Raw genomic sequence first — 26,167 nt, forward strand, 5'->3', positions numbered from 1 at the left:
ATGCTCGACAGTGCGTCCCGAATTGCTAATTTACTCGACTCAGGTCAGTCACTTAGATCACGAATCTTGTGGACCACCGGCCACATCGATGAAGCCATAGATGCACTGCCGGGAAACCGGCGTGCCTCCCGGCTGGCTGCTGAACGCGAGTTACTTTCACCTGGGTGGTGGCCGACGCCTGACAAGCACATCGTCGCCCGACCGACGGGGACATCCAAAACCGTTAGTATTCAAACATCGTCGTTACACGTCCTGACGAACTCACTTCCCCATACGCGATCCGGATACGCCTATCGTAGCCATCTTGTTCTCAGGACTTTACGGGATGCGGGGCATCCTGTCATTGCTGCTACTAGGCCCTCATATCCAGTAACCATAGGCCGACTCAGCCTAAAACAAGTCGAGACTGTCGACGGTATCGACTATCTTCGACACATCCCAACAGTTCCCGGGACCACGCCGACCTCTAGATTGAGCGAACAGGCTTCCTGGATTTCTGCCCAGGCGAAGAAGCACGGTGCCGAGGTCCTTCACACGACAACCCACTACGTGAACGGCCTGGCAACGGGCGCTGCCGCACGAGCGATCAACCTTCCCTGGGTTTATGAAGTTCGCGGTGTACTTGAGGAAACATGGGCCTCAGCTGGAGCCAACAAAGTGGAGAGACAGGCCAGACGCGATAGCCAACGCTTCTCCCTTATGCGCGCCAAGGAAATTGAAGTGGCCAACAGCGCGGACGCAGTCGTCACGCTCGGAGAGACTATGCGCAACTATCTCGTTTTGAATGGCGTCGAGCCAGACTCGATTACTGTTATACCGAACTCGGTGTCTGACGCGGTAATTAATGCGAATACCAGATGCGCCGCGGCCGATATGCGAGCTCGGCTGGGATTGCCCAGAAACGGAATTTGGGTTGGAACCGCCGCTTCTATCGTCGGTTACGAAGGTCTTGACGATCTTATAGATGCAGTAACTATTGCTCGAACTCAAGGTTCCGACCTGCGGTTACTCATCGTTGGTGACGGTGTTGCAATGCCAGAACTTCGCGAACGCGCAAAAGCTCTCGGTGAGAACGCCAAATTCGTAGGACGCCAGCCTCAAGCAGAAGCGATCAATTTCCAGTTGGGCCTGGATGTGATCGTTATACCTCGGAAAGATCGCCCAGTATGTAGGTTAGTAACACCGATAAAGCCAATTGAGGCGATGGGCTTGGCGCGACCAGTGGTATATTCCGACCTGCCTGCACTGCGAGAACTGGTCCCTGCGTCGGCAGGCATACCAACTTCTGCGGAGGATCCCGAGTCTTTGGCTTTAGAATTAGCAAAGCTGGGAAACGACAAACATTCGAGGCTAACCATGGGTGAAGAAGGTCGGAAGTACGTTCTGAGAGAAAGACAGTGGAAGGACATCGGTGTCAGATATGACGAGCTGTATAAAACGCTGGCTGGGGCGCAACGTCAATGAATGATGACTCGAAGAATCCACTAGGGCTGACTACTGCGCAGTCCGTACCATTGGATGGCCTATCACCAGTTGGACGACGGACGAGGCTGCCAAGCTACTTGAGGCGTCTGTGGGAGCGCCGCTACTTCATCCTCGCAGATTCCAAGGCAAAGGTGAGCGGTTCGACTCGTTCAAATATGCTAGGGCATGCGTGGCTCTTCTTGAACCCGGTTTTATCGGTCCTGGCCTTTTACGCGATATTTGGCCTCATTTTAGGAACGTCACGCGGAGTTGAAAACTTCATAGGTTTTCTAGTAATCGGGGTATTCTTCTTCCAATTTACGGCCAGGTCCATGACCGGGGGAATGGGGGCGATCAGGTCAAACGCCTCAATGATACGCGCCTTTCAATTTCCTCGGGCCGCAGTTCCTATTTCAACTGTAATTCGAAACTTTCTGGACTTCGTCCCGTCGTTGGCTGTAATGGTAATTATGTTGGCAATCATACCGCCGATAGAAACAATTACCTGGAGAGTTGTTCTTGTGCTCCCAGTAATAGGGTTGCAGACTGTGTTTAACGTGGGGCTAGCTTGCTTGCTGGCTAGAATTGGTCATAAGATTCCAGATCTCTCTAACCTGGCTTCGGTTCTTAGCAGGTTCTGGTTGTACGGATCGGGGGTATTCTTTTCGATTGATGACAGATTGAGTGCTTACCCGCTAGTGTTAGAAATTATGCAGTTCAACCCCATGTACATTTTTCTGACATTGGCAAGGAATTGTCTGTTGTACGGAGTTGATTCGCCGATAAGCATGTGGAACATCGCAATAATATGGTCGTTAGGTTTGGCGATCGTGGGTTTCATCTACTTTTGGCGCGGAGAGGAAACTTATGGTCGACCGTAGATACTCAGTTCCAAACGTGGTGGCAGAGAACATCCAAGTCAGATACACGGTCGGCACGAACGATCCGAGATTTCGCTCTCGTGGTGTCCAACGGTTAGGTGACTTGTTCCTTGGTAGACAGGGACGGACAACGGTCCGGGCCCTACGGGGTGTCAATCTCGTGGTCAACGAAGGAGAAATGGTCGGGATAGTTGGCGCAAATGGGTCGGGCAAGTCCACATTTTTGCGCACAGTCGCTGGTGTAGAACAACCCGATCGAGGAAGAATTCTGGCTCGCTATCAGCCGGTTCTTCTCGGCGTACATGCTTCATTGCAACAGTCGCTGTCAGGCAGTGAGAATGTACGTTTAGGCTGTCTCGCGATGGGGCTCACTCCGGAAGAGGCGGCGGAGGCGCATGAGTTTGTTGTGGGACTTTCTGCACTTGGCTCGGCAATATATCGGCCAATGGAGACATACTCATCCGGAATGTCGTCTCGCCTGCGGTTTGCCATTGCGCTGGCTGCTCGACCTAAAATTCTACTTATTGATGAAGCTCTTTCCACGGGTGACGCTACATTCTCCGAGCGTAGTTCGACTGCTATGAGTGAGATGTTGAGTGACGCAGGCACGGTCTTTCTTGTCAACCATGCAGCCAAGGTGATCCAAGAGATGTGTTCGCGTGCAGTTTGGATGCACCGTGGTGAACTCATAATGGATGGCCCAGCGGAGGCCGTCGCTGAAAGGTACCGCTGGTGGGCTTGGAATGTTGCTAAGAACGAAAGCGAAGTGGCGGATAAGTTACTCGCCGATGTATTGCGTGGTGCTAGCAACGACACCATCAGCGTGTTGGAACCGGAGTTGCACAGGAACCCGATTCCGCGTCACGCTTCACGTCGCAAACCGGGAAAGCGATTGCAATCTACTTCAAAGCGCGCAACTCGAGGCCGAACCTCCGATCGAGTCGAGGATGATCTGGAACCCAGCGCAGCGGAAGAAGCAGCATTAAAACAGTGGTCTGATGCGCTGGAGCCCAAGGAGAGCCACGTGCAGTTCCCCTCGTTGCCAAAACCCGCAAGGGAAGTGGAGAGTTTCAAACGTCGCAACGACGACCCTCCACCGATACGATTCAGTCCCCGGAGCAAACGAATAATGCTCCGACCTGCAGACCCACGTGACTCGGCAACGGCCGCGGCTGACCTAACGAACAGGCGCTTGAAGTCTCAAAAGCAATTGCATGGAAGCCGTGAAGATCAAAGTGAAGAACAGGCCCGAAAATGAAGATTGCAATTTTCGGGAGCTGCGTGAGCCGTGACACCTGCGAATACATGGATGATGCAAAAGTGCTTGTGTACGTCGCTCGTCAGTCTGCGACTAGCCAAGTAAATCCAAGGGGCACATCAGGGCTTGATACTAGCGAACTAGCTTCCAAGTTTCAGGTCGATATGGTCCGAGGAGATCTCTCCGGTGACGCTCTTGCGAGGATACTAGACGTGGCCGCTAGTTTAGATCTAGTCCTCATCGATCTTATTGATGAACGACGGGGCTTCTGGCTTTGGCCGGATGGGACAACCATGACGAACTCCTTAGAAGTCGAAACGGCAGGCGGTTGTAACACGGCTCGCGCCGAAGGCGCTCGACTAGTCGAATTTGGAACCGACGAGCATTTCAAACACTGGATGGTGGGGTTCAATAAAATTATCAGAGCGCTCCACAAATGCGATCTACTCGAACGTACAATCCTTTTAGACATTCAGTGGGCAGATCACATGGAGGGATCGAAGCGGTCAAATAGCGAAGTGATCTCGCGCATGGCACGCAGGTATAGGCAGACTCTTCGCGGGCTAAGAGAACTTAAGCGGGTTCAATTGCACGATATTAAGCTTGGTGACTATTTCAGCCGAATTTTCTCGCCTGAGAAAACTGACGCCGAGATGCACTATTACCGAGCTAAGTGTGCCAATAAGGGCTACAAACGATATCGGTCGATTGCTTCCCGAAGCGTGGGATACACGATATTTCGCGATAGGAGCGAGGTAGAAATTGGAGAAAATCACCGCTGGGGGCCTCAGCCTTTCCACTATAGAGACGTGGACTATTTATCTGTAGCATCCGATATCAGAGATCGGATAGAATCCATTCAAAAAACGCATTAGATGCATCCATATGATGAAAGATAAAAGGTCGCGAGTGGCTACTATTCACCTGTAGACTTCTGAGTCCGGTCAGTGAGAATACGATTGCAAGACCCGAGACTTTGCTGAACACTCCGGACGCATGATCTACGTTTTGGTATTATTAAACTGAGGCATCGGCGCAGGGAGAAGTATATCGAAGAGGTTAAAGATAATGCGGTTCTGGTTTCATGACGATATTGCAGAAAGTCACGTGCAACGATCACTCGCACGCTCCTTAGCCCACCTTGGCCACGACGTGTATACTACGGGGAAATTTTCGCATCTAATTAAATATCCGTTAAAAGTTGAAGAATATCGGCGCTGTGAGGAGCAAATAGAGAAGCTTGAGCGGCTAGGAAGTGACATATTTGTTGCATTTCGTCCCGCCAGCGTTCCCCGGCCATTGCTGGACCGTGCGAAAAGCGTTTGCCAGATGACGATTGCTTGGTTTTCGGACGACCCGGTGTACTTTTCAGGGGTATATTCTGATTGTGCACCCAACTATGACATAGTTCTGCACACCGGAGGGCCCGGAAATCTGCAGGTATATCGCGATGAACTGGGTCTCTCCAACGGCATAGAATTTCCCTTTTGGACTGATCAGATTGAGCATCCGCGCGTGGATATGCCGTCAGATCCGTTATATGATTTCCTTTTTCTAGGTAATATGCATGATGCCGCCAGAGTTGACCGAGTCTCTTACCTAGCCGGGCTGGGGGATTCTGTTGCGATATTTGGGAAGACGGCTCCTGAAGAGAAGTTGATCAAGTCCTTGGGCTTCTTAAACACCCAGGAGGAGTTTGCAGCGGTTGCCAGGCTGTCGAAATTCTCGCTCACATTTTCACAGCAAATGGCGACGTACGCAGGATCTGAGTATGAGTCAGTCGCCACTCGCCAAGTTGCCGAGTTCCCTGTTCCGAGCCGGATAGTCCAATCCATGGCAATGGGGATGCCGGTCGTCAGCAGAGATTGGACGAAATATTCAAGAATCTTATTGCCTAATCTCGTTTGTGCCGGCAGCGCAATGGATGCATTGGCTCTGAGCTCGGAGTCGAGTGTTGCCGAGCGAGCACAGATTGCGAACGCCAACTCGTCATGGCAAAAGAGTCACTACTCGGCCAGGTCACGAGCGCTCTTCCTGCTTGATCTTATTAACGATACGAACTGGAGCAGATGGACCATAGAAGATCGCGCGACGGCCTTCCTGGATTCACGTTTCGATGGGGGCTTCGATGCCGATGCCAAAATCGGCTCGTCATCTCAAACTGTGGCTAAACAGACGGGCCCGCACGAGTGGAATCTCAAGGTTGCACTGGTCGGCACTGGATGGACCCTGCCAGATACATTGCTATCCCGAATCAAGGAGATGTTGCTGGAGGCGGGCGCAGCAGTCATCGATATCAATCCCTACGATGCATCGTTGCCGGTGGTTCCGGACTACCAGAATCACTATATCAAGATATTTGATCTGGAATCACTTGGTCTGACTATATCCCCTGATTTAGTAGTTATTGTTGGCGACGGCTATGGCGTTCGTGTGGATGATTCGACTAAGGTTTTCGGGCTGATAGACAACTCTGTGAGGGTCTCTCGACGGTTGACCAGAAAGGCCGAGGACTTCAGCGCAATTGGGGTTTCACACCTTCCGGTTCTCGAAACTCTGCACGAAATGGGTTATCGAAACGTACACCTTTTTCCGGGTGCAGTTAGCAAGAAAAGGGCACATCTCGGTAGCTGGAAACCCGAAGCATTAACAACGCGTCTCGCGATTGTCTACGATCGTATGGAAGACGTCGAAACGGCCTCACCTTGGTTGCGTGATGAAGAAGCATTGCGGAAGTCGGCACTTTGCGTGTGCGATATAGACACGGACCCAGATGTCGTGGTCGTTGTTCCGGATCTCTCTGGAAGTGAGCCGCGTTTGCCCCTGAAGTTCTGGCAGGCGCTCGATGCCGGGGCCGGTCTAGTAGTATTTGTCAGATACGTTTCCGAAGATTCCTGGATCGTTCCATTCGATTTTCTTCCCGAAGTTGGTTCTGCGGTCGAGACATCAATCAAGTTGAGTCTGTATAGGAATGATGCACACCTGATGAAGTCGGCTCGAGAGCAGTTCGAACTGCATGTTTCTGAGTACGACTTGCCTGGTAAGCTTCTTTCAATCCTCCGGGATCCGGCTTCTACACGCGGTTCTTCGCCTACATCCGAAGTCCGACCTAGCCGGAGGACTGGTTATCGAATGATCTCTAGAAGGGTCAGGAGTAAGCTGACGTCTGTCGTGCGGACTTGGTCTAGGGGGACGCGCAGTATAAGTGACGGAATCGAAAGGTTCTATAAGAGATGAATGTTCGGAAAGAGAACTCCAGAATGTACGTAGATTTTGACGGTGTTCCAAGCGTGGAGGAGCAGCGCGTTGCATTGAGAAATGCGGTGCTGGAGGCGAAGCATAAACGTCGTATCGTTTTCGTCGGGCATTTTTTCCAAGGAGCTACTGGAATAGTCGCGTCGCTTCACAGATCATTAGTATCTTTGGGGCACGCTGTCTTCAAGGTCGATACTGCGATTCATAGAAACACGCTCGATAGATCAAGCGGGGCGAAGGGCGGCTACGGGCCAGTGTTCTTCGTCCCCGATGCAATCGAGAAAATATTGGAGTCATTCCAGCCGGAAATTATAGTGTTCTGCGCGAACGGAATGGTCCTCGACGAGGCGGCGTCTGAATATTTTAAGACGCGCGGCATCATGACGATCGGGCTAACGCTTTCTGACCCCGATGTACAAGAATCCGTTATCGACTATGTTTCGAACTTTGATATTCATACGACTAATGCCGCCCTGTCGTATAAGCGGTATCTCGCAGAGGGCCACAGTAACACCGTGATGATGCCGTTTGGGATCGATCGAAGTTTTATTTTACGGGATGTTGCGCCTTCACCTGAATTGCGCGCCGATGCGATATGTATCGGGCACGCTGAAGGCCGCCCGGATAGACATGCCGTTATGGTTCCGTTGGCGGAACGAGTAAATGTCAAAACATACGGTTCGGGGTGGCCCATTGTGGGATCGACACCGGTGGCGGGTGACCGTCTGTTGCAAGCCGCAAAAGAGGGTTCGATTCATGTGAACTTCCCTGCCACGCGGGCTGGTTTCACCAACGTAAAATGCGGCGTATTTGAGACGATCGGCGCTGGGGCTATTCTTGCTACCAATCAGTTTGATGAAATGGCGGATCTGTTCTCCTATGGGGAAGAGATTATAGGATATAGCTCGGCTGACGATTTGGGCGACCGTATTGAGCAACTATTAGCCGATCCGAGTGAAATGGAGCGTGTTCGACGGAAGGGGTTCCAGCGACTGATTTCAGAACACCTTTACGAACAACGGTGGCTTGCACTTTTCGAACGTATAGATAATTCTCTCTATGGTGATGATACTGTTCTTGATGTAGAAGCTAAATCTAGATTTGGTGCCATGTTCCAACGTTCGCACTCTCGACCTCGGAACGTCATTATCAGCGGCTATTACGGTGCCCGTAACCGCGGTGATGACATTCTTTTGGAAGCTCTTTCGAGGAGAATTCGCGATCATATTCCAGATGCGAACGTTATCGCGGCGGCGGTCAATGCTCAGGTGGTGGAAGCGGAGCAAGGAATTCAGGCGTTTAAGCGTACGGATCCGTGGATATCGGATCGCTACGCCTCGGAAGCTACTGGGCTAATTCTAGGACCCGGTGGGCTTTGGCATGATTATACAATTCAAGCAGCAGGGGGCGTCGCCGGGATTTTTACTGGTGCTACGATGTCACCTTCGCATTTGGCGCAGTTGCCATTGATGGTAAAGGCGCATGGAGGGCAATTCCACGTCTATGGCATGGGTGTGGGACCGCTGGTTGATACGGCAGCCAAAGCGGCCATTCGGCTGACAGGTAGTTTGGCTGATTCGGTTATAGTCCGGGATGAATCATCCGTGAGTCTCCTGAAAGATCTATCGTCAGGGTGGTCGGCGACTCCGCAGCTATCTCCGGACGTCGCATATACGCTTCCGCTACCGTCCATGGCGGACAACGTCGACGCCGATGGTCTACCGGAAGACCCGTACATCGTTGTAAATGTTCGGCCGTTTCAGAATGACTCTCATTCGATCGAGGTAATCCGGGAAATGGTGTTCGAATTTGCATCAGCTAATGGGCTTCATGTTCTTGGCGTTCCAATGCAACCGATCGATGAAGCCACAATGAACACGTGGGTTGGAGACACGCGGGCGGCGTTTTCGATTCTGCCTCAGAATGTTCCGTATGAGGTGTTTATTGCAGCACTAAGGAATGCGCGGACGATCGTCTCAATGAGACTTCATTTGAATTTGTTCGCCCATAGGCTAGGGAAGAGTCCGGTAGGTATTGCGTACGATCCCAAGTTGCTCGGCCATTTTACTCAATTGGGGCGTAGTGACGCGATAGTGCCAATGCCCGTGGAAGCATCCGTTCTGATAGAGAAACTCAATGTCGCGCTCGACATGCCTGAAGTTGGTCCCAAAGTTGAACGCCGAATATGTGAACTTGAGGCCATCGCAAATTCTTCTCTCGACTCTTTGTGTGCTGATCTAGCCTCCGCTGATCTTAAACTTCCTGACGTTGGATCTATGGTGCAAGAGCCGCCCCGGCAGATGAAGGCTAAAAAAGCAAAAGAACATTGGCCGGAGAATGAAAGCCTTTCGCTGGGATCTGCGAACGTTATTGCGAAGAACACCCTGGACGAATCACGAGAGGTTCCACATTTGCATCGGGTAGGGATGACCGGATCAACCTTCCAGCTTGATGTCCGTGCGCCTTTGGCCGGGGACTGCGTCGAATGGCATTACAAGGTCCCGTTTGGCGACCACCCTGGTGTCCGCGTCGAGCTATGGATTAAGCAGAAATACGCTGAGAAACATCGGTTCGCTGGGCGGCTGGCTTACGAGGTGCTCGCGGATGGAAAGTCACTCTTCGTTCAAGATGTGACTGATTGGCAGCCTCGAAATTCCGTTTGGATTGCGGCGAGTAGGCCGGGGGAAGCTGAAGGCGAGGTTGATGACCTCGAACTTGTCATAAGGTTAAAAGCTCTCAGGAATTGTGAGAACTGGAACTGGGGCAAGGCAACCGCGATTACGGTTGAAGCTGCAAGAGTTCAACCATGGGTTCCGTCTGATGACCTGGTCTGGGGAGCTTCGAGTCCGTACGCCGCTTCGCAACGCTTGTCGGCAAATGCGGAGACCTCCGATCCGGAAACGAGCCAGTCTGTTGTTCGTTCGATGCCCACCAAAGAACCCGACGCTATTGTTGAAGCTGACTCAGATGCACAGCCCAGCCCGCCCGTTGAAGATCGTACATACCATGTCTCGAGCGAAACCAGGTCTCGACCATGGTGGAAATTTTGGTAATCAGATGACAAACGTAGCTATTGAGTGGCCCGTAGACCCGATCGCTAGGCAACATTGCACAAAGGAGCAGCTCGGCGCTTGGGATTACGGCGCCGCCAATCAATATCGCCGTTACCAATTGGTCGTAGTCGGCGGAGGCCTGTCCGGAATTGCCGCAGCCGTCGCTGCATCGCGACGCGGTGTGCGAACAATAGCTGTGGAAGAGACTCACATGTTGGGTGGCCAGGCAACAGTATCCGGAGTTGCCGCTTTTGACATTACGTTTGGTTATGAAAGGTTGCTGCACGACTATGGCCTGTGGGGTGAATTTGTTGATCGCTTGAAGGCTGAATATCGAAATCGGGGCCTCAACTCAAATACGTGCCGATATCGTGATCAATCGCTAGCCAGTAATCCGGTGATTACCGATTTGGTTTTAACACGAATGGCTAAGGAATCCGGGGTGTCAATTCTTCGGCGTACCCTCATTTCAAGTGGCGAAATTTCGTCAGAGGGCTCCGTATTGCAAACTTCACGGGGTCCTCTGGAGTGCGAAATCGTAGTAGATGCCACGGAAGATGGGTCGCTTTTGGAAACCTTGAGCGTGCGTCATCGCGTGGGTCGTATGATTTACGACGGTAGCGATTACACTGGTGTTGATCCTGACCGTTGCGGTATTCAGGACATCACTCAGGTGGCAAGTATCCAATATTATGAGGGTGGTCTTCCGGAAGAACTCAAACTGAATGAACCTCCAAACTATTCTATATACCGGAGAGTTTTTGCTAAATACTTTCCCAGTGACCCAAGCGGTAAGAGAGATAGTCCTAGGGGTTTTGCGGGTTACCGGGCCACGCCGGATCTGACTGAAGGTGCATACCCATATGTTGGATCTGAGTGGGAGGAAATTACCAGAACTTCGCTCAACTATCATAACGATCATGCAGTCAACGCCTCGTACCTCATTGACTCGATTCGACGTGAGTTTGAAGACTCGCAAGCGACTTTGAAGACCCTATCCCTTCTGTATTTTTTGCAGCAGGAATGTGGTGAGCCATGGGGTGTCGCCCGAGATGAAGGCTACGCAGGCGTAAGCCGGCCGAGGCGATTTGACTCATTGAGGGAGTTTGATTCAACTTTGAGATATTTTCCTCCGAAACCCTATGTGAGGGAATCACGGCGTGGTGTCGGTCGATATACCGTCACGGCAAAAGATATCTATCGTATGAGTAATCGAGGCATGGCTCGCTGGGATATTGATTCGGTTGCCGTCGGCACTTATCCTCCTGACCTTCACGGGGGGCGAAACGAGTCAGATCTTGAGCCTGACTTGGACGAGCATTTAAGTGATAAGCCAGCCAAATGGAGGGAGGGACCATTCGGTATACCGTTGGGCTCGCTGGTTCACGTTGACCATCCCAATTTGTTACTAGCGGAGAAGAACATCTCAATTTCCAGGGTCGCAAGCGGTGCAGCTCGACTGCATCCAACTGTCTTCGGAATTGGTGAGGCGGTAGGTGTCTTGGCGGGCATATGTATTCGCCGAAACGTTCGGGCGGATGATGTTCCATCTCTAGCAGTCCAAGCTAGCCTCACGAGGGGAGGAGCGCTTCCTGCTTCTCGTGCACTAGACGAAGTTGGCCGTCTCGATCCTGAGTTTCCTTGGATTGGATTAGCAGTATCCCGGGGGGCGGCTTTAACCAGAATTATCAAACGGCCCAACGAAGAAGAGCTTCTCCGTGTAGATAGGCTATCGGCGGTATCGATTGGTCAAGAGCTGGCTCGTAGCGTTAGGGGCCTGAGCATACCTCCGTTAGATAAGCATCAGTATGTTCCGGCCTGATGCGGGACTGGGGTTGCCGCTTCTGGGATGACGGCTTGTTGGGTGTGTGGCAGTAAGTTTAGTCGAACGTTGATTCGCTGTATTAATCAATTTCCGCTGATTATGGTCCGATTGTAATGTTTGTGCAACATTGCTTGGTTTTGGGTGTGTGCTGAGACTTTTATCTGTTGAACGCCTGCTTATTTCCGATACGGTGTTTGATTCGTGCGTACTCATGTTTGTTGAGTCTTCTACTTGCTTTGGCCAAAGTTGGCATTGTTAGAGTTGGTGGCGCGCGAAGTGTATTCGTGAGACGGTTCCTGAGTTCGACTTGGGTCGTTTTTCGGGAAAGAAATGGATATTTATGTTGCCGACTCGGATAGGCACTATTTCGGCTAGCGTGTTGCTGGTTGCTTCTGTGTTGGCAGCTTGCACGACAGGACCCTCTCCGAGCGATTCGACTGGCGCAGAAACGACGTCCTCGCCTGCTGCTTTCGTTCAGGAACGGGTTTCCGACCCGGAGGGAGAGCCAGCCTCTATTGTTGCTTCACACGATAAAAGCGGCTTGGTGTTTCAGGAGGATAATATTGGAGTTTCTTTTGAGTCCACCGTCCTCAAAGATCAACGACTCGATCCTGACCGATCAAACCTTGACGAAATTCTTAACTCTCTTGGTTCGCCTGCTTTGCGATTCGGTGGAAATGAACTTGACCGCCTTGTGTTCTGGTCCTCCAGCGGCGAGAAGCCAAACGATTCGAATCAAGTCGTTATTACCCCCGATGATCTCAAGCGGTTGAAACGTTTGATCGAATCGACGAGCTCGACTGTCACGATGGGAATTCCGCTCGGAGAATTTGACCCAAAACGCGGTACCGATATGGCCGTTCACGCAGTGGATATTCTTGGCGATTCGTTAGTGGGATTGTCTATCGGCAACGAACCCAACGGCTATACCACGGAAGCTGTCCCTAACGGTGCAGTACGAGGCAAGGGGTGGAACAAAGAGAAGTACGTGGACCAGCTCGAGGCATACGCAGAAGCGATCCATGAGAAGCGGCCTGATGCGCCTATTGTTGGCCCCGATGTCTACGACGGGACCTGGATGGACGTCTTCGCTGATTCTGATGTGAAGCAGAAGGCCGCAATCTCGCAACATTGGTATCAATTGTACGAATGTGGTTCTGAAAAGGTGCCTGGTCGGGGTCCCGAGCCACAGAACTTAATCGACCCAGGTGCAAAGCAGGTTGCAAAGAAAATGCTTGGTATCGGCAAATCCAAAGCTGATGCTGCGGGCCTACCGCTGTGGTTGGAAGAGACAGGACCAACAAGCTGTCCCGGTACAAACGACACCTCACTGACCAACGCATCAGCACTCTGGGCGGCGGACTACACTCTGTACTCTGCGACTTTGGGCGTGGAACGCATGGGGATGCATTCAATGCTCGGCGCCTGCAATGGAGGAGCTCCGATGTCACTGGTCTGCGATCCGGCAGACCACGGTCAATCGTCGAACACATTCCAGGGACGACCTCACCTGGTTGCGATGCGGCTGCTCGTCCCGAGCATCGGTGGAACGTTTACCACGACCTCGGTCAAGGGTGGTGGGAACATGAGTGCCTATACCGTGTCGAAGGACAACGGGAAGACACTCGTGACGACGATCATCAACGCCAACGACGCTGTCGAAGTGGGTGGCAATCCGGTGACAATGAAGATGCCGTCAGGATTCTCAGTGGACAAAGCCTCCCAAGTGTATGGGCCGTCCAACGATGCGAAGAGTGCGACGAAGGTGATTCCGGCCAATCCTCTGCCGGACACGATCCCCTACAGCGGGCCGAAGAAGACCGGTAGTGCGAGTGCAACAGCGAGCCCGAATGCTGGCGACAGCGAGCTCAACATCGACATCGCAGGCAGCTCGGTGACCGTGTTCATCATGCGCAAAAAGTAGCGTCAGTACCCCAGCGACACCAGATAGCGGAAGAAGTCGGGTAGGTCGTTGCCAGCCAGCGCGCCCTTGAGCGCAGGCATAGCCTCGGCGTCGAAGTCGATGATGACGGTGCCGTCGTCTTCTCGGCGGGAGGTCGTGGGGATGGTGACGACGGCGATGTCATCTGATTCGAGCTGGCGGAGGCTGTTGGCGATCTTGGCCAGCTCCAGTGTCGTCAGGGCCTTATCGTGATGGATGCCGGTGGCGAAATGGCCGAGGACTGTCGCGCCCTTGTTGGGGTCCTTAGCCAAGCCGCCCGTCTTGAGGGCTTGGATGATGGCGCGCAGCGCGGCGCGCTGATTGCGGGTCCGAGTCTGGCCGGCGTCGTCGATCGGGTCGGCCGTGGTGAAGATACCCGCCGTATCGTTATTGAGATGGTTGGTGCCCTCGATGAAGTCGGTGCCACCTGCGGTAAATGCGGTGCGGCTGTAGACGGGAAGGCCGCCGAGTTCGGTGATGACCTGGCCCAGCGCTGCCGATTCGAGTTCGGCCACGTGATCGATGCGTACGCCGAGGATGTCTTCAACCATGGCGACGATGACCTGCAGCCCGCCTTCATCGGCGATGGCGGCGAAGGTCAGGCCCGATTCGATCTGTGCTGAAGGGTTGAGCGTCATCACGGCCGCGAAGTCATTGGCTTCAGGGATATGGATGATGGCGAAAGTGTCACCCTGGCTGGTGGTTTCATGTGCCTCACCAGGATGCGTGATCCGCAGCAGGAGCGTGCGAGCATCGGTGGTTCCGGGGCGGATGTCATCGGGTGGGAAGATCGCTTCGTCGGCCAAGACGCGGGAGGCATCGTCGAACTCGGCTCGGGCGCTGTTGAGGTCCTTGATGGACCCTACTGCCGAGACCATCTTCTTCAGCTTCGCCATCGCGGTGCGTCTCCCTCGGTGTGATCAGTACTTAGCCTGCAGTTTCAATCATAGCGGGGACGAGGCAACAGATGTCGTTGGGGTTGGCACGGGAGGGCAGTGCCTCCTCGGCGTCACTTCTTGGTGGTGCCGCTCAGCGCACCGAACAGCGTGAGCCCCATGCCCAGGGCCAGAAGGATCGCGGCGGCGATGAAGCTGCCGATGATGGTCTCGCTCAGGGCGATGGCCACAAGTGCGGGGCCGGCGATCTGGCCGAGGCTGTACCAGGTCATCAGCTTCGCGGCCGCGGCTGAAATGCCCATCTGCGTGCCCACTCCGATGACCATCATGACCACTCCGATGAAGGTTCCGCCGAAGAGGATGGCGGAGACGAAGAGCAGGATGGGGTTGGTGGCGAAGACGGCGAGGACGGCCCCGCCGACCTGCAGCGAATAGCACAGGGCAAGCCCTCGGCGGGTGCCGATGCGAGCTGCGACGTTCGACCACATCAGAGGTGAGACCGCGGTCGCCGCTCCGGCGACGATCCAGGTCGATGCGGCTGCGCTCTCGCCGAAGACGGGTTCGGCCAGAACGACGAGGTAGGTGCCGATGATGATGTAGCCAGCCCCCTGGAAGAAGTGGCCTGCGGTCAGGGAAGCCAAGGCTCGGCGCTGGCTGGGCTTCGCCGCGAGGTCTGCTGTTTGCGCGTGTGGGGGAGTGGTCTGTGCGGGTTGGCCTTTGTCTTTATTGCGGGCAGGCAGAGGCCAGTTCCAAGCGATGAGAGTGAACACGGCGCTGATGAGTGCGCAGACCAGCCAGAGTCCGCGCCAATCGAGGACACTGCTGGCGGCCAGAACGATGACCCCGGAGATGAGAATGCCGGTGCCTACACCGGCATAGACGACTCCGGAATCCAGGGGTCGGCGGGCCACGAACGGGATGCGCCCGGTGATGGAGACGAAGATGAGACCTGAGGCGACGCCCGCGAGAGTGCGCACCACACCCTGCCACGCGAGACTTTCACTCACCGGCACGGCGAAGAGGCACAAGGTGGAGGCAACGAGAGCGACCCGGTAGGTGACGCGGTCGGGGTCCACCCAGCCCCGGGCAATGACCAGGCAGCCGAAGAAATATCCGACATAGTTCGCGGTCGCGATCCAGGCACCCGGCGCCGTGGACCAATGCAGGGCAGCGACCATGAGGGGCAGAACAGGGGTGTAGAAGAACCGTCCCATGCCCATCGCCAGCGCGAGGCCGAGCGTGCCGCGGAAGGCGGTGGGGTTCACAGCGTTGCCGGTACTGGGTCCCACGGTCATGCCTCCTGTTCGCTCGTCCTCGGGAATGATGTCACGAAAACGGGGCGACCGCCTCGGCGAGGGTGGGAACGAGACGACGCGGGTGCCGATACTCCCACATTTGGGGAGTATCGGCACCCGCGTCGGGATGGCCTTGCTGAGTCGGGGCTCAGGCGTTGACGGGTCAATGTTCAGCCCAGCGGAACTGGATATCCGTCGGTGCCTACCCGCGAAAGGGCATAGTGGATTTTTCGACATCTGCTGAAGCTTTCCGGTACCCCCGTTGCTTTAGCAATCCCTGAACTGTTCGCACAGTAGTTTGCGAACTTGTTGGCGAACACCGGACAGCAACGATTGGGAGGTATGGGTCTTTTTCATCTGGAACTGCAGTTTTAACGTGTAAAACAGGCACAAAACCGCGGTTTGTGACTTCGTAATGCACCACATCAACAGGTGCCCAGTTTGTCGTAATCCATCGAATTTCGTGTTCATCTTTGAACGCCTGATGTTTCATGGTCGATGCAAGCACAATCATGTGTTTGCGCAGTTCCGCGATGACTAGTTCGTGATCTTCTTTCCCTGCAGCCGCAATGTCTTTGAGGGAGCTCTTCACAAAAGTATCTGCAAGGGCATCTTTCCTACTCTTGATGTACTCGACACGATACCAATTCGCAATAACCGGCAGCCCAAGGCCCGAGTGGTCTTCTTGGCCGTCAATGATCACGCCTTCGGGGCTAATTTCGCTTTTCGGTCGCAGCCCAATAGCGAAGCCAGAATTTGTTGAATAGTTTCTCCAAAGAGTAAGGCTGTCTGCGGCGGTGGAGGCGGACAAGTAGTAGATTTCATGCATCGCACTTTCCACAAAGTCTTTGTCAAAGACCTCGGCGAAAGTCTGCAGATTTGCATCATCTGAGGAATCTGCGTCTTTCGCTGCGCGATCCATTGCGCATTTGATCGTTTCGATGCCGTGGGTCAGCTCGCTAGTGTCATTTAGGTGATGTGGACTCGACGCCCATAAGCAATGTTGGATCAGTATATTGTTTAGGGCTTCTGCGCTGGTGTAGTGCCAGACCGATCTATTACCGCGGTACTGAGGCCCATCCGCTCCCGTAAGAAAGCTCTGCGTCTCGGCGGTCGCAGTAGGACTGTTCAACTCATTTATGCTCTGCTGGATCAGCTCAAAGTCGGGCAGCAAGGATTCATACAGCTTTGAAAGCGTGGATGGAGGGGCGGGCGCTAAAGCCTCGAGCAGCCGCATTCGGGGTGCTAGACCGTCAAGATTTTGTCCCATAGCAACTCGGGCCGCCGAGGGAACGACACCCATTCCAGTAGCAATGTTCTGGCGTGCGAGTGAACTAGCTGAAATTCCTAAGTCGGGCAACGAATTGCGGATGAGACCCTGGATTTGGGGTCCCAACAGACCCGATGAGATATTTGCGGTCTGCGTTAATTTTTTGAGTAGGTCCTGATTTGCTCCGACCGCACGTGCCCAAGTCTTGTGTTGGCTTGCTGCTCGCTGGAACGCTTTTGAGTTGGCACTGACGATCTTTTGAAGCTCCGACTCATCTTCATCCAGATGGGCGGTATCAGTCTTGTCGTTCTGCGTGTTTTCGTTTGACATGAAGATAGTCTCTCAGCTTCGCTGATGACTACTTTGGGTGTGCGTGCAAGCAATTAAGCCCCGGGTGAACTTGGCACACTTAGGACTGCCGCTAGCTGGGTTGATCAAGTGTCGGGCCGTAGGAGTGATTGTTGATGCTTGTTCAGCGGGTGAATCTTCGGAGACCTTAGTCCTACGGGTTGGTCATCAGTGAGCGACTATGTGGAGCTCGCAATATGCGGAAAACAGAGTGCGCCAGCCCTGACATAACTGTTGCGACCACCTCGGTGAGGGAAAGACAAAGCGGGCGGGTGTCGACGATCAATTGTCGGCACCCGCCCGCTCTACTGTGGGGTGCGGATCAGGCGGTGACGCCGATGCGTTCCTTCTCGTCAGGTTCGCCGCTCTCATCCCAGGCTCCGGGAGCCGGAGCGCCGTGGGCATCGGGCTCGAGCGAGAGCTCGTCGAACGGGCTGGAGCCGTTGAGTGCTGCACGGGCCTGGTCGATGTCGATCTCGTGGGTCCACTTGCCGATGAGCAGGGTGGCCACGGCGTTGCCGGTGAAGTTCGTCAGGGCACGGCACTCGGACATGAACTTGTCGATGCCGACGATGACGCCCATGCCGTCGAGGAGTTCGGGGCGGTGTGACTGCAGGCCCGCGGCCAGCGTTGCCAGTCCCGCACCGGAGACTCCGGCGGCACCCTTCGAAGCGATGATCATGAACACCAGCAGCGAGATCTGCTCGCCCAGGCTCATCGGCATGCCCATCGCAGTGGAGACGAACAGCGAAGCCATGGTCAGGTAGATGGCGGTTCCGTCGAGGTTGAACGAATACCCGGTGGGCACGGTGATTCCGACGACGGGCTTCGAGACTCCAGCGTGCTCCATCTTCGCGATCAGACGCGGCAGAGCCGACTCCGAGGACGAGGTGGAGAAGATGAGCAGGAATTCCCTGGCCAGGTACTTCAGCAGCAGGAAGATGTTGAGGCCGGTGACGATCTTGAGGATGGAGCCCAGGACGATGACGATGAACAGAGCGCAGGTGAGGTAGAAGGCTCCCATGAGGGTCGCCATCGCACCGATTGCGGCCCAACCGGTCTTTCCGACGACTGCGGCGATGGCACCGAAGGCACCGACGGGGGCGGCCCACATGATCATCATCATGAGCTTGAAGACGACGGCCTGGATGTGCCTGATGCCGGTGAGCACGGGCTCGCCCGCCTTGCCCATCGACTGCAGCGCGAAGCCGACGAGGAGAGCGAGCACCAGGGTCGGCAGGACCGGGACGCTACCTGGGATGAGGCTCATGAGGAAGTCGACGGTGCCGTTGGATTCCCCGCCGGCAGCAGCCTCATAGGGTTCAAGCTTCAGGCCCTCGCCGGGGTGGATGAGGTTGCCGACGACGAGGCCGATGACCAGGGCGAAGGTGGCCATGATGAGGAAGTAGATCAAGGCGATGCCGCCGACCTTGCCGACGGTGGCCGCCTTGGCCACAGAGCCGACGCCGAGCACGATGGTGCAGAAGATGATCGGGGCGATGATCATCTTGATGAGTGCGATGAACGCCTTGCCCAGCGGTTCGAGTGCCTTACCGGCCTCGGGGGCGATGAGACCGATGGCGGCACCGGCGAACACGGCGATGATGACCATGATGTAGAGCCAGTGCGTACGGTCCTTCTTGCGCTGCGGTGGGGTGGGGCCCGCCTCGGCGACGGTGTTGTCTGATGGCAACGTTGCCATGTCTCCTCCTTGAGTGGTGGTGCTCGCGACATCGGGCCGCGAAGAATTTCTCCATGAGCATTCCAGAGACTGTGACGGCTGTCTCGGTTGCGTTCATAGTGTTCATGGCCGCGATCACATCGTCGACTATTGTGGGGCTGTACGACATCACGAAACGAAGGGAATGCTCATGAGACTCGATACAGCACTTCTGCGCGCCGTTCCCGGTGCGTTCATCCTCAACTCCGGCATCGGCAAACTCGGCCTCGATGAGGAATCCGCCGCTGGCCTGCAGCAGATGGCTGCCAATGGTGTCCCGTTCGTTGAAGAGATGACTCCCGCCCAGTTCGGGAAGTTCCTGTCCTACGGTGAGATCGCCGTCGGTGCCGCACTGCTGCTGCCCTTCGTACCCACCCGCATCGCCGGAGCCGCGCTGACGACGTTCTCCGCCGGGCTCGTTGCGAACTACTTCTCCATCGACTCCATGACCCAGGACGACGGCATCCGCCCCTCCGAGTCCGGCACTGCCGTGGCCAAGGACACCTGGCTGGCCGCAATCGGGCTGGCCCTGATGTTCACGACCGGAGACAAGAAAAAGAAGAACAAGAAGAACAAGAAGTAGTCGACGGCGGCATCGTCATCGACGAAGGGGCAGTTGGGCAGTGAAGGCATCGGGGACGCTCGGCCGTACCCGGCACCGGCGGCGCAGCGGCACATTGGCGCGCAGACTCTTCTTCATGCAGCTGGCGCTCATCGCCGTCGTCTGCGTCGCACTGTCCATCACCAGCTACGTCTCGACGCTGGGCTCTGCACGGCAGGCGACCTCGGAACGGGTGCTCTCCATCGCCGAGACCCTCGCCCATGACCCCTTCGTCATCTCCTCGGTGGAGGATGCCGATGCGACGGCGCAGCTCCAGCCTTATGCGCTGACCGTCATCGACACCGCCGAGGTCGACTTCGTGACGATCATGGACCGCGACCGCACCCGCTACACGCACCCGGACCCCCGGCAGCTGGGCAAGGACTATATCGGCAGCATCGATCAAGCGCTGTCCGGTGAGAGCCAGGTCGAGGAGTACGAGGGCACGCTGGGAGAGTCCGTACGCGCGATCGTGCCCGTCACGGACTCATCCGGCGAGGTCACGGCCATGGTCGCGGTCGGGGTGACGCTGAAGACCCTGTCGGTGGCCCGGGCTGCCGCACTGCCGCAGATCATTATCGTCGGCCTCGCCGCGATCGGACTCGGTGGGCTGGGCTCCTGGATACTCAGCCGCTATCTGCGCCGAGTGACGCTGGGCTACGGGCCCGAGCAGCTCAAATCCCTCTTCGCCTTCTACGACTCCGCGCTGCATTCGCTGCGCGAGGGCCTCATCCTCGTCGACGATGATGGGCAACTGGTCCTTTACAACGATGAGGCCGCCGAGCTGCTGGGTTTGCCCGAGCCCGATGACCGCACCCCCATTCCCCTCGCCGAGGTGGCCCTGCCCTCGTCCGTGCAGGCTCTGCTTTCGTCGGGTCGGGATGCCGTCGATGAGATCCACCTGACCCGTGACCGGGTGCTCGTGGTCAACCAGAAGCAGGCGAGCCAGCCGGATCGTGGCAGGCTCGGTTCAAGCTCCGGGGGAACGTCTGATTCTGGGGGAACGGTGGCGACCCTGCGCGATCGCACGGACATTCAGGAACTCACCGGTGAACTCGAGACGATGCGGACCCTGTCCGAGGCTCTGCGAGCCCAGACTCATGAACATTCGAACCGTCTGCATACTGTGGCGACGTTGATTGAACTGGGGCGTTCGCGGGAGGCCTTGGACTTCGCGGTTCGAGATCAGCAGGAGTCCCAACGGCTGACAGATTCGTTCGTCGATTCCCTTGACGAGCCATTTATTACGGCACTGATGATCGGCAAGGCCGCCCAGGCTCACGAGCGCGGGATCGAGCTGACCGTCACCGCTGTCGGTGAGCTTCCGCCGAGCAGCCTGGACGCTCGTGACCTGGTCACCGTGGCCGGTAACCTCCTCGACAATGCCTTCGATGCTGCAGCGGACTCTGAAGAGCGACATGTGTGGGCGGACTTCGTTGCCACCGACGGGGAGCTCATCATCACGGTTGCTGACTCGGGGCCGGGGATCGACACGGAGGAGATCGACGCGATCTTCCATCTCGGCACCTCTGCGAAGGCCGCGCCGGCTGGATCCGGTGGGCGCGGGTTCGGATTGGTGCTGGTGCGCCAGGCTGTGACGAGGCTCGGCGGTGATCTCGAGGTCGAATCCGACGGGGGAGCGATCTTCACGGTGACATTGCCGCTGACTGCCGATAGCCTCGGCGAGGGTAGCAAAGATGCAGGGAACGAACAGGGGGAGGCGATGATGGCCGATGAACGCGACCTGCGTGTGCTCATCGTCGAAGACGACCCGATGACTGCCGAGGCTCACGCGGACTTCGTGCGCCGGGTGCCCGGATTCGTCGTCGCCGGCACCTGCCTGTCCGGTCACGATGCGCTCGAGAAGTTCGAGTCTTTCGGAGTGAGTGGGTATCCGGTCGACATCGTGCTGCTGGACATGAATCTCACCGATTCGCACGGGGTCGACGTGGCCAAGCGGATGAACGCTAGAGGCTACGGTGCCGACATCATCGCGATCACTGCGGTGCGCCACCTGCAGGTCATCCGGTCCGCGATCTCGAGCGGGGTGACGCAGTATCTGATCAAACCGTTCACCTTCACCATCTTCCGCGAGAAGCTGGAGAACCAGCGGGACTTCCGCCTCAACCTCGACGGTGCCGGCGCCGGTTCCTTGGCCACGCAGGCCTCGGTGGACAACGCGCTCAGCGCCCTGCGTTCGGTCTCCTCGGGCCGCTTGCCCAAGGGGTTGATCGAGGAGACTCTGACGGCGATCTCTGGTGTCGTGCGGGATGCTTCCTCGGCGGTATCAGCGACCGAGGTTGCAACGGCATTGGATCTTTCACGCGTGACGGTGCGCCGGTATCTGGAGCATCTGGTGAAGACGAAGCAGGCGGTCAAGCAGCCACGGCACGGGACGCCGGGGCGGCCTGAGTATGAGTATCGGTGGGTGTGATGTTGAAGCCCCTATAAGTGGGCTGAAGCAGATGTTCCCGACGACTCGACTCCCCGAGGCTGTCAAAACCGTACCGAAAGTGGTACGCTTTTGGCACAAGGGGAGAGGTGGGGTCATGAGTTACCGGCACGATCTGTGGGAGATCGCTGCAGAACAGCACGGTGTCGTCACGATTGCCGAAGCTGAGGATGCAGGAGTGCCCGCAGTTGAGGTGCGCAAGCTTGCCCACCGCGGCGCGCTGCGGGCGTATGGCAAAGGCGTGTATATCCACCGTAGTGTGCCCACGACAGACCTGACCGAGCCGGCGGCGGCGGCAGCGCTGGCCGGTGACGGAGCATTCCTTGATCGAGAGACTGTGCTCGATCTGCTTGGCCTGGGACAGTTCAATCCACACCGCATCCGGGTGGCGACCCGTCGCCGAGTGCGCAGAGCCCTTCCCGAGTGGGTTGACCTCGAGACGCGGGTGGATGTTCCCGAAGAGGATCTGACGCACTACGAAGGTATCCCCGCGACCACTGTTCGTCGCGCCCTCGTGGACGTGCATGACAGGATGCCGTCGGAGCGGTGGAAAGCGCTGGTCGAGCAGGCGCGTCAGCGTGAGTTGATCGACAACCACGACGCGGCGAATCTGACAGGTCCGCAGGACGCTGCATGAACACCGCGACACCACCTTTGAACTTTGCGCAGTTGAACACGCGTGTGGAAGAAGCTGCTCGAGACCTTGGGGTGCCTGTGGCTCGTGTGCGTAGAATGCTCTGCACGCTGATCGTGTCCCAAATGCTGCCCCGCGCCAGGCTGGGGCACGGTGCCAGCGACCAAGGGTGCACGTAAACAGGATCCTGACGCGCCGGGACGCGTGGCGTTTACTGCGGATTTGAAGTCTCGGCCGCTGCACGACCCCGGGCTTGCTCAGCCTCAGTACGTGATGTACCCCTACCGGGTTACTTTGTCCTTCCTTGGCAGGGAATGGGGTGGTCTCGATCTGGAAGTGTCCGATCCTGAGATCGAGCCGCATGCTCATACCCGTCGCCAGATCGACGGCGAGCTCATTGAGTTGAGTAGTCGATTTGGCTTCGGAGCGCTACAGCCAGTCGAGCTGATCGACCTGGAGTACCAGATTGCGCAGAAGATCCACGCGTTGACTGATCCCGACTACTCCCGCGCCCATGACCTAGTGGATCTGCAGCTGCTTTGGGCCGCTGAGCCTGAGCTGGACTCCGTGCGAGAATTCTGCGTGCGCACATTCAACTTCCGCCGCGCACAGGAGTGGCCTCCGGTGCCGTTGCGCCCTATGGACGATTGGGAGCCCGCATATAACCTCTCCCGCGAAGAGACAGAGATCGATGGAGACTCACTGGTGCTGGCAGATATCGGTTCGGCGCGAGAGTGGCTTACGCAGATAATTACGTCCATTAATGCAGCTGCAGTAACGTGAAAGCCCGATTATGGGCGGTGATTGCCAGCACGCCTTCCGGCATTGCTCCCTTGGCCCCTGCCGTCACGAACTCTTCGTATACATGGCCACGATCTCGCGCTTGAGGATCTTGCCGCTGGGTCCCTTGGGAAGCTCGTCGAGGAATTCGATGATCCGCGGAATTTTATAAGCAGCCAGATTCTCCCTGGCGACCCGTTCCACCTCTGCCGCGTCGAGATCGGAGCCGGGAGTCCGGGCGATGACGGCGGTGACCTGCTGCCCGTATTTCTCATCCGGGGTGCCGACCACACTGGCCTGGGCGACTCCGGGGATCTCGTAGAGGACCTCTTCGACCTCGCGGGGATAGACGTTGTAGCCGCCGTGGATGATGAGGTCCTTGATCCGGTCGACGATGAACAAGTACCCGTCGTCATCGAGCTTGCCGAGATCTCCGGTGCGGAACCAGCCCTCGTCATCGAGCACCTCGGCGGTGGCTTCGGGCTTCTTCCAATACCCGAGCATGACCGCCGGTCCGCGCAGCACCACCTCGCCGACCTCACCAGCCGACAGCGTTGCGCCGTCGACATCGATGACCTTGACCTCGAAACCGGGAGTGGGCAGGCCGACACTTCCGATCTTTCTTGTCCCGAACAGCGGATTGAACGTGCCCAGACCGGCAGTCTCCGTGAGCCCATAGCCTTCAGCCACAGGCGCGGAGAAGCGTGATTCGACCTTGCGAATGACTTCTCCGGCGATCGCCGCACCGCCGGAACTGATGAGGCGCAGTCGCGGGGTCTCAACTGCAGTGGCATTCGTCAGCACCGACATCCACATGGTGGGTACACCCGAGATGATCGAGACTTCGTCCTCGGCAAGGGTGTCAACGAAGGCCTGCGGGTCCCATCGCGGGAAGAGGGTGAGAGGCGCGCCGGCGCTGAGCGCGGGCAGCGCCATATCGGCAAGACCGAAGACGTGGAACAATGGCAGGCCCGTCGCGTTGCGGTCCTCCGGCGTCGTCTGAGTCATCTCCTTGACGATGTCCGTGGTGGCGATGAAATTGCCCAGGGACAACATGGCCCCCTTCGGCTTTCCCGTGGTGCCGGATGTGTAGAGCAGAGCAGCGAGTGCATCCCATTCGAAGTCGACTCGATCGAAATCGGCGACGCCATCATCTCCCAGCGCAATGCTCGGCCCCTCATCGCCGACCAGCGACAGAGTCTCGAATCCGATGCCGGACTCATCGGCCGCGATCTGTCCTGCCTCTGCCATGGCCGGGTGGGCCACGAGTCGCAGGGCCTCTGAATCCTCGAGGATGTAACCCAGTTCCCGGGCGGTCGAGAGCGGATTGACGGCGACGACCGCCAGCCCGGCCGCATGCGCGCCCAGGAACTCGATGAGGAACTCCGGGCACGAGGGGGCGATGAGCACCGTGCGATCACCGGGGGCAAGCCCCGCCGCACGGCAGCGATCACGCGCAGCACCGATCTCACCGAGAAAGCGACGCTGGGTCAGCGAAACTCGGTCCGGGCCTGGGGGAGTGCGCACCGCAATGGAATCGGGGATCGACTCCGCCCAGGGGAGAAGCAGGTCGATGATTGAGGTGCGCAGGGTCGCGTCCATGAGACTCCTTTACTTGAAACTGAGTGCGGGTTCAACTATAGATGGGTGAGGCCCATCACACAATGAGGTGGGGAAATGCGGAAGAAGGGGAGTCGATGGAGCTCAAAGGACGCAACGCCATAGTCACCGGTGCGGCAGGAGGAATCGGTGCCGCAGTGGCAACGGCTCTGCATGAGCGCGGGGCACGCGTGCTGCTCGCCGACCTCGCCGATGAGGTTGCCAGCACTGCGGCAGCACTGAACCAACCGCATTGGGTGGGGGATGTGTCCTCTGCGCGCGGCGTGGCCGAACTGATCGACACTGCCGAACGGGAACTGGGTCAGATCGACCTCTACTTCGCCAATGCCGGGATCGCCGGAGTCACCGGACTTGGCGGTGACGGCGACTGGGACCGGATCCTCGACGTCAATCTGCGTGCCCACATTCGCGCGGCCGAACGCCTTGTGCCCCAGTGGCAGGAACGTGGGGAAGGATATTTCGTCGCCACCGCCTCGGCGGCGGGACTGCTGACTCAGATCGGATCGGCCGGATACTCGGTGACCAAGCACGCCGCCCTCGCCTTCGCTGAATGGCTGTCCGTGACCTACGGGGACGAGGGGCTGCGGGTGTCCGTGCTCGCACCCATGGGGGTGAACACGAAGATCCTGTGGGGCGATCATCCGGACGCCGTCACCGGCACGGCGCTCACCGGGCAGCGAGCAGTCGCAGAGGCGGGCAACGTCCTCGAGCCGGCAGACGTCGCCACGACCGTGATGGCCGCCATTGAAGCTGAGACCTTCCTCATCCTGCCCCACCCCGAGGTCCTCGACATGTACCGCATGAAGGGCTCCGATTACGATCGCTGGATCCGCGGAATGCGCCGCTACCAGGCGAAGCTGCAGGGGAGCTGAT

The 26,167-nt window shown here is 56.8% G+C and carries 18 protein-coding genes; 13 read left to right on the top strand and 5 right to left on the bottom strand.

Annotation, left to right across the window (positions count from 1 at the left end; genetic code table 11):
- From CXR25_RS02370 to CXR25_RS02405, 8 genes are all read left to right on the top strand, one after another.
- The gene (locus tag CXR25_RS02370) at nt 1-1,464 is read left to right on the top strand and encodes a glycosyltransferase family 4 protein (protein ID WP_241212408.1); all 1,464 of its coding nucleotides are present in this window, start codon (nt 1-3) and stop codon (nt 1,462-1,464) included.
- 176 nt (nt 1,465-1,640) lie between these two features.
- Nucleotides 1,641-2,345 carry an ABC transporter permease gene (locus CXR25_RS19275; protein ID WP_420836562.1) on the top strand — a complete coding sequence of 235 codons (705 nt, stop codon included), beginning with the start codon at nt 1,641-1,643 and terminating at the stop codon, nt 2,343-2,345.
- Nucleotides 2,332-3,603, top strand: coding sequence for an ABC transporter ATP-binding protein (locus tag CXR25_RS02380; RefSeq protein WP_125240365.1), 1,272 nt, complete (start codon nt 2,332-2,334; stop codon nt 3,601-3,603). The genes CXR25_RS19275 and CXR25_RS02380 overlap by 14 nt, the downstream gene beginning before the upstream one ends.
- Nucleotides 3,600-4,478 carry a DUF6270 domain-containing protein gene (locus CXR25_RS02385; protein ID WP_125240366.1) on the top strand — a complete coding sequence of 293 codons (879 nt, stop codon included), beginning with the start codon at nt 3,600-3,602 and terminating at the stop codon, nt 4,476-4,478. The genes CXR25_RS02380 and CXR25_RS02385 overlap by 4 nt, the downstream gene beginning before the upstream one ends.
- A gap of 193 nt (nt 4,479-4,671) precedes the next feature.
- Nucleotides 4,672-6,840, top strand: coding sequence for a hypothetical protein (locus CXR25_RS02390; protein WP_125240367.1), 2,169 nt, complete (start codon nt 4,672-4,674; stop codon nt 6,838-6,840).
- 23 nt (nt 6,841-6,863) lie between these two features.
- Nucleotides 6,864-9,911, top strand: coding sequence for a polysaccharide pyruvyl transferase family protein (locus CXR25_RS02395; RefSeq protein WP_164513930.1), 3,048 nt, complete (start codon nt 6,864-6,866; stop codon nt 9,909-9,911).
- On the top strand, nt 9,865-11,733 hold the full coding sequence (locus CXR25_RS02400; protein ID WP_164513931.1) for an FAD-dependent oxidoreductase: 1,869 nt from the start codon (nt 9,865-9,867) through the stop codon (nt 11,731-11,733). The genes CXR25_RS02395 and CXR25_RS02400 overlap by 47 nt, the downstream gene beginning before the upstream one ends.
- A gap of 379 nt (nt 11,734-12,112) precedes the next feature.
- Nucleotides 12,113-13,660, top strand: coding sequence for a hypothetical protein (locus CXR25_RS02405; RefSeq protein ID WP_241212379.1), 1,548 nt, complete (start codon nt 12,113-12,115; stop codon nt 13,658-13,660).
- 2 nt (nt 13,661-13,662) lie between these two features.
- Here the strand turns inward: CXR25_RS02405 and CXR25_RS02410 are convergent, their stop codons facing one another.
- The 4 genes from CXR25_RS02410 to CXR25_RS02425 form a co-directional block, all read right to left on the bottom strand.
- Nucleotides 13,663-14,574, bottom strand: a complete 912-nt coding sequence (locus CXR25_RS02410; protein ID WP_125240370.1) for an LCP family protein — start codon at nt 14,572-14,574, stop codon at nt 13,663-13,665.
- Nucleotides 14,575-14,687: 113 nt separating this feature from the next.
- Nucleotides 14,688-15,869, bottom strand: coding sequence for a YbfB/YjiJ family MFS transporter (locus CXR25_RS02415; RefSeq protein WP_125240371.1), 1,182 nt, complete (start codon nt 15,867-15,869; stop codon nt 14,688-14,690).
- A gap of 202 nt (nt 15,870-16,071) precedes the next feature.
- Complete coding sequence (locus CXR25_RS02420; protein WP_125240372.1) at nt 16,072-17,469, bottom strand: DUF2971 domain-containing protein; 1,398 nt, start codon at nt 17,467-17,469, stop codon at nt 16,072-16,074.
- Nucleotides 17,470-17,809: 340 nt separating this feature from the next.
- Nucleotides 17,810-19,189: a cation:dicarboxylate symporter family transporter gene (locus CXR25_RS02425; protein ID WP_125240373.1), complete on the bottom strand. Its 1,380-nt coding sequence runs from the start codon at nt 19,187-19,189 to the stop codon at nt 17,810-17,812.
- Between the two features lie 163 nt (nt 19,190-19,352).
- Between CXR25_RS02425 and CXR25_RS02430 the strand changes: the two genes are divergently transcribed.
- From CXR25_RS02430 to CXR25_RS02445, 4 genes are all read left to right on the top strand, one after another.
- The gene (locus CXR25_RS02430) at nt 19,353-19,790 is read left to right on the top strand and encodes a hypothetical protein (RefSeq protein ID WP_009881680.1); all 438 of its coding nucleotides are present in this window, start codon (nt 19,353-19,355) and stop codon (nt 19,788-19,790) included.
- A gap of 40 nt (nt 19,791-19,830) precedes the next feature.
- Nucleotides 19,831-22,242, top strand: a complete 2,412-nt coding sequence (locus tag CXR25_RS19190; RefSeq protein WP_338027630.1) for an ATP-binding protein — start codon at nt 19,831-19,833, stop codon at nt 22,240-22,242.
- 115 nt (nt 22,243-22,357) lie between these two features.
- Nucleotides 22,358-22,897: a type IV toxin-antitoxin system AbiEi family antitoxin domain-containing protein gene (locus CXR25_RS02440; protein WP_125240374.1), complete on the top strand. Its 540-nt coding sequence runs from the start codon at nt 22,358-22,360 to the stop codon at nt 22,895-22,897.
- A gap of 270 nt (nt 22,898-23,167) precedes the next feature.
- On the top strand, nt 23,168-23,677 hold the full coding sequence (locus CXR25_RS02445; protein ID WP_241212410.1) for a nucleotidyl transferase AbiEii/AbiGii toxin family protein: 510 nt from the start codon (nt 23,168-23,170) through the stop codon (nt 23,675-23,677).
- 63 nt (nt 23,678-23,740) lie between these two features.
- Here CXR25_RS02445 and CXR25_RS02450 read toward each other — a convergent pair whose 3' ends face one another.
- A complete protein-coding gene (locus tag CXR25_RS02450; protein WP_125240375.1) occupies nt 23,741-25,276 on the bottom strand; it encodes a class I adenylate-forming enzyme family protein in 1,536 nt (511 codons plus the stop codon).
- Nucleotides 25,277-25,371: 95 nt separating this feature from the next.
- On the opposite strand from CXR25_RS02450, the gene CXR25_RS02455 reads away from it, so the two are divergent.
- On the top strand, nt 25,372-26,166 hold the full coding sequence (locus CXR25_RS02455) for an SDR family oxidoreductase (protein ID WP_101598703.1): 795 nt from the start codon (nt 25,372-25,374) through the stop codon (nt 26,164-26,166).
- Nucleotide 26,167 lies beyond the last annotated feature (1 nt).

This window comes from Brevibacterium aurantiacum, from assembly GCF_003932995.1.
GTDB classification, from domain to species: Bacteria; Actinomycetota; Actinomycetes; order Actinomycetales; family Brevibacteriaceae; genus Brevibacterium; species Brevibacterium aurantiacum.